Source organism: bacterium (genome assembly GCA_035703895.1).
Classification (GTDB): Bacteria; Sysuimicrobiota; Sysuimicrobiia; order Sysuimicrobiales; family Segetimicrobiaceae; genus Segetimicrobium.
The window spans coordinates 1-4,253 of sequence record DASSXJ010000032.1 but is presented as its reverse complement, the minus strand read 5'-3'; the positions used below and the strand labels follow the sequence as shown (position 1 = coordinate 4,253).

The following is a 4,253-nucleotide window of genomic DNA, read 5'->3' as shown; positions in this document are numbered from 1 at the left end:
CCGCAGCAGCGAAACCTTTTGCAGTTCACGCAAATACTCGGCAAACATCATACACGCTCCACCCTACAATATCCACGGTGGCGGGGAGATCCTCTCCTGCAACCCCTCACCCCTCAGAACGGGAACCGGGTGATCACGAATATCCCATCTCCTCCCAGCGTGTCGGCGTTGAAGGTCAGCGACAGGTTGGGGCTCAGGAAGTACTCGATGCCGGCAACGGAATAGGACTGCCCGGACTGGAGCTGCCTGATGGACGTCCCGAGCGTGCCGAGGGTGGTGCTGCTCAGGGTCGGGATGGAGCCCGGCGGGGCCGGCCAGACCTGGGACAAGGTGAGGTACAAGTTTTGGATGAGATACTTGCCGATCCGCAGGACGATGGGGGTCTGCTGGCTGTACGTCAGGGTGATCTCGTTCAGGTGAAGGAAGTCGCGAACCGAGCCGAGGAGATACCGCCCCACTCCCTGCCCGAGCACCGATTCAGGATCTCCCAAAAACCCCGCGCTCCGCGCGATCAGGGTCACGATCTCGTCCTGCGGTCGCGGAGGACTCGCCGTGAGGGTCAAGTTGGGGGAGGTGGCGGGTCCGCTGACGTCGAGGAACACGATCGTGTCCCCGTACACCTGCTGAGCGCGGGCCGAAATCTGCGGCTCGACACCGAGCGCCTCCGAAAACACGGCTTCGCCGTCGATGAGCCTGAACGTCGAGCCGAGAAAGGCGACTTCCCCTCCGGGGGACGTCACCCGGCCCGCGAGGAGCGGGTGGGCGAACGTCCCACCGACATGAAGCGCCCCCTGGACCTGCGCGCGAATCGCGCCCAGGCTGAACGACATATTGCGCCCAGAATGCACATTGACATCGAGCGCGATATTGGGCCCCGGCGCGGTGCCGCCGGCGCCGGTCCCAGGCGCGGCAGGGGAGACCACGCCTTCCGAGAAGGTCGCTTCACCCGCCAGCGTCGGCCGGGCCGCCGGGCCGTTAAGCGAGAGCGCGGCGTCCACCTGGCCGTTGTAGAGGCCAGGAATATCGAGCGTGGCGTGATCGGCCGTGATATTCATCCGGACATTACTGGGGCGAAGGTCGGTGATCTCCACCACGCCGGTCGCAGCCGCCCGACCCGCTCCAAGCGTCGCCGAGAGGTCGTGCACCTCGATCTGGCGCTGAGAAAAGGCCAGGTCGATGTTCAGGTTCTCGAGCGGGGTGCGCAGCGTCTCGTAGTGGAGCCGTCCCCCGCTGGATCGCAGGAACCCTGCCATCTGCGGAGCGCCCATCGTTCCCCCGATGTTGATCTCGCCCGCCACGGTTCCGGACGCATCCGTGATCTTCGGGGTCACGAGCGAGAGGAACGTCAGGTCGGCATCCTGGAGGTGCAGCTGCAGCTGCAGCGGCGCCCGGAGGTCCACCGCGTATGTGTTGGGGTCGATCGGCACGGTGCCGACCGTGATCAGCTTATGGGGGCCCTTCGAGATCACGCCCTGCTCGATCGTCAGCGTGCCGGCCGAGTAGAACGCCAGGGCCGCGATCCGATCGGCCTGGACCCCAGAGACACCCGCATCGAATGCCTCGAGCGAGATGCCGGCCTTCGGGTCGCGGGTCGGGCCGCTGAACTGGAGCGTGAAATTCAGCCGCCCTTCGAGGGGGCGGTCGATTTGGAAGAAGGGTCGAAGGAAGTCCGGGTTGATGTCCTGGGCCGAGAGTTCGACCGCGCTGCTCGCGCGTAAGTCGATGCGTCCCTTGGCCGCCACCTGACCCCGGGCCGGGTGGATCTCGAATCGGTCGATATCGATGGCCTGATGCGTCAACGTCAGGTCGGCGACGCCCTCGCCGATCGCGTAGGCGCCGAACGTGGCGTCCCGCAGGGTGAGGGAGAGACGTGCAGAAGGATCGTCAAGGGGGCCGGAGAGCTCGATGCGCCCGTCCATCGCGCCGTCGAGGGCCGCGGGCAGCTTGATTCCGCCGACAGACAGCACGGTGCCGACCCGCCCATTTTCCACGTCGAGCGCGAGGCCAACAGAGGGAGTGGGACCCGGCCGGATCTCTCCGGAGAGGCTGTAGCGGGACGCTCCCTGGGTCAGCTGGAGGCCGGAGAGCCGTAACACCCCCGCCTCGTAGCCAAAGGACCCCGAGGCGGCGAACTTCTCGTCCCTCACCACCAATTCGCGGGCGCTGATCTGGCCCGAGATGCGCGGGTTCTGCATCGTGCCTCGGACGTCCCCAGCGAGTGCGAACGCCCCCTCGGCGGGAATCGGGAACCCCAGCGCCGCATTGATGTCCATCAGGTGCAGGTCCTCGGCCGAGAGGTGGAGATCAAGCGGGCCGGCAGGATCGATCGTCCCGGTCGCGGTAAGGTGGGACCCGTTCACCCTGACCTCGGCGCTCGCGATGTGGATACGCCCGCTGTCGGGAGCCAGATGAGCCTGCGCGTGATCGATCCGCTGGCCCCTCACTACCCCGTGGTCGAGCGCCACATCCCCGACGATCGACGGGCGGCTGAGCGGCCCGTCGACGCGCACCGCGCCGCCGATGGTCCCGGTCACCTCCGGCGCGGACGAGAGGGCGCTGGTCAGGATCTGCGCGTCCACGTCGTCCGCGTCCAAGCGGAGCGCGGCTGCTGCCGTCGGATGGAACGTGAGCCCGCCGCTGACCCGGTAGGACGCCATCCCATTGATCAAGTCCAGGCGCGACGTGGTCAGCTCCGTGGGACTCACGGTGATGCCGCCCCGCGCGTTCGCGAACGCCAGCGGGCCGATGCGGCCGTGGGACGCAGCGACGGTTCCGGAGAACACCGGGTCCGCCGCTGTCCCCGTCGCCCGGCCCACCAGGTCGGCACGACCGTCGATCGCCGGCCCGTGCCCGCCTCCCAGGCCGAGACGGGAGCCGAACTCGGCCAGCGACAGGTCGTGGGCGAGCACATCGAGGTCGAGCGCGCCCCCGGCCCCAACCTGCCCGGAGGAATAGACGGTCGCGCTCCCAATCTGGCCGCTGAGGTAGTCGAAGTCAACGTTTCCCCCGCCATCGTGCCAGAAGATTGCGCGGGCCCCCTCAAACGCGAGCCCCTGCAGCGAGCCCCGCGCCATTGTCACATCGCCCATCACCTGGGCCCGCGTCCCGGTACCGACGCCGACGACATGACCGGACACGCGGCCCGAGAGCTTGTTGAGCCCGGTCAGCCCGACCGATGTGAGGGCGGAGACATCGACGTTGGTGGTCGTGCCGCTGAAGAGGTACGAAGGTGTCGCGCCGGTGGTGTCCAGGACGAAGGTCCCGGCGACCCGACCACCGGCGAACGATGATGTGAGATCGGCCAGCGTCAGCGTCCCCGCTCCGTACTGCATCCTCGTGTGCAGGCCGTCGAATGCCTGCCCGTTGAGCGTGCCCCGGGCCTCCGTGGCCTCGCCGTCGACGTCGAGGGCGCGCACGGGACCGACCATCTGCACCTCGGCGCCGGCTCTCCCGGTGAGCGTGAGACGGGCCCCGGGAAAGAAGAGCGCCTGCACGGTCCCCAGATCGAGGTCGGGAGACCGGACGCCGATCTGGATCCACGGCCCGCCGCCGAAGACGATCGACCCGTCGACGGCGAGCGGCGAGCCGTTCGCACGTCCGGCCAAGCCGGGTGTCTCGGCATGCAGGCTGTCCACAGTGATCGGGCCCGAGACGTGGAGCAGTGACAGGCGCTGCGGACGATATTGAACGTCGGTGTCGTGGAGCCGAAGCGTCGCCCGGAAGTCTAGGGCCAGTCCCGACGTCGAGGGAACCAACGACACATGCACCTGACCGCCGAATCGCCCCCCCTCCCAGTCGAGCCCGGAGATGCGAACGAAGTACCCTCCCCAGTGCACGGCGGACGCATTGGCGGCGGCGAGATCGAACTCGGAGCCTGCGCCACCCGGACGGTAGCGGCCGGTGAGGCGGACCGCTTCCCCCTCCGGACCCGATCCGGCGAGCGTGAGCGCGATCTCGTCGCCGCTGGGAAACCCCACCTCACCGCTGATTCGCTCAAAGGTGGCAGTGAACAGCGTTGCCACTTTGAACGCGTCGCGATAGATCACGACGCCGTTGCTCACCCCTATGCTCCCGTGGAACTGCGCCGTCACCGGACCCTGATGCGACAGGAGGTCCTCGATGTTCCACGTCCCATCGGCGCCTCGGGAGATCACCAGGCGCGGCCGGAGGAGATCGGCGCGCGAGATGAGGTTGATGAAGTCCGGCCGGAAGGTCAGGATCGCCTGCCAGTTGAACGACAGGCGGATCTCGTC

The 4,253-nt window shown here is 67.7% G+C and carries 1 protein-coding gene; it reads right to left on the bottom strand.

The genetic code is table 11. From position 1 onward, the window contains the following. Positions 1-113: 113 nt before the first annotated feature. On the bottom strand, positions 114-4,253 hold a 4,140-nt coding region (locus tag VFP86_02375), incomplete at its 5' end, for a translocation/assembly module TamB domain-containing protein (protein HET8998471.1).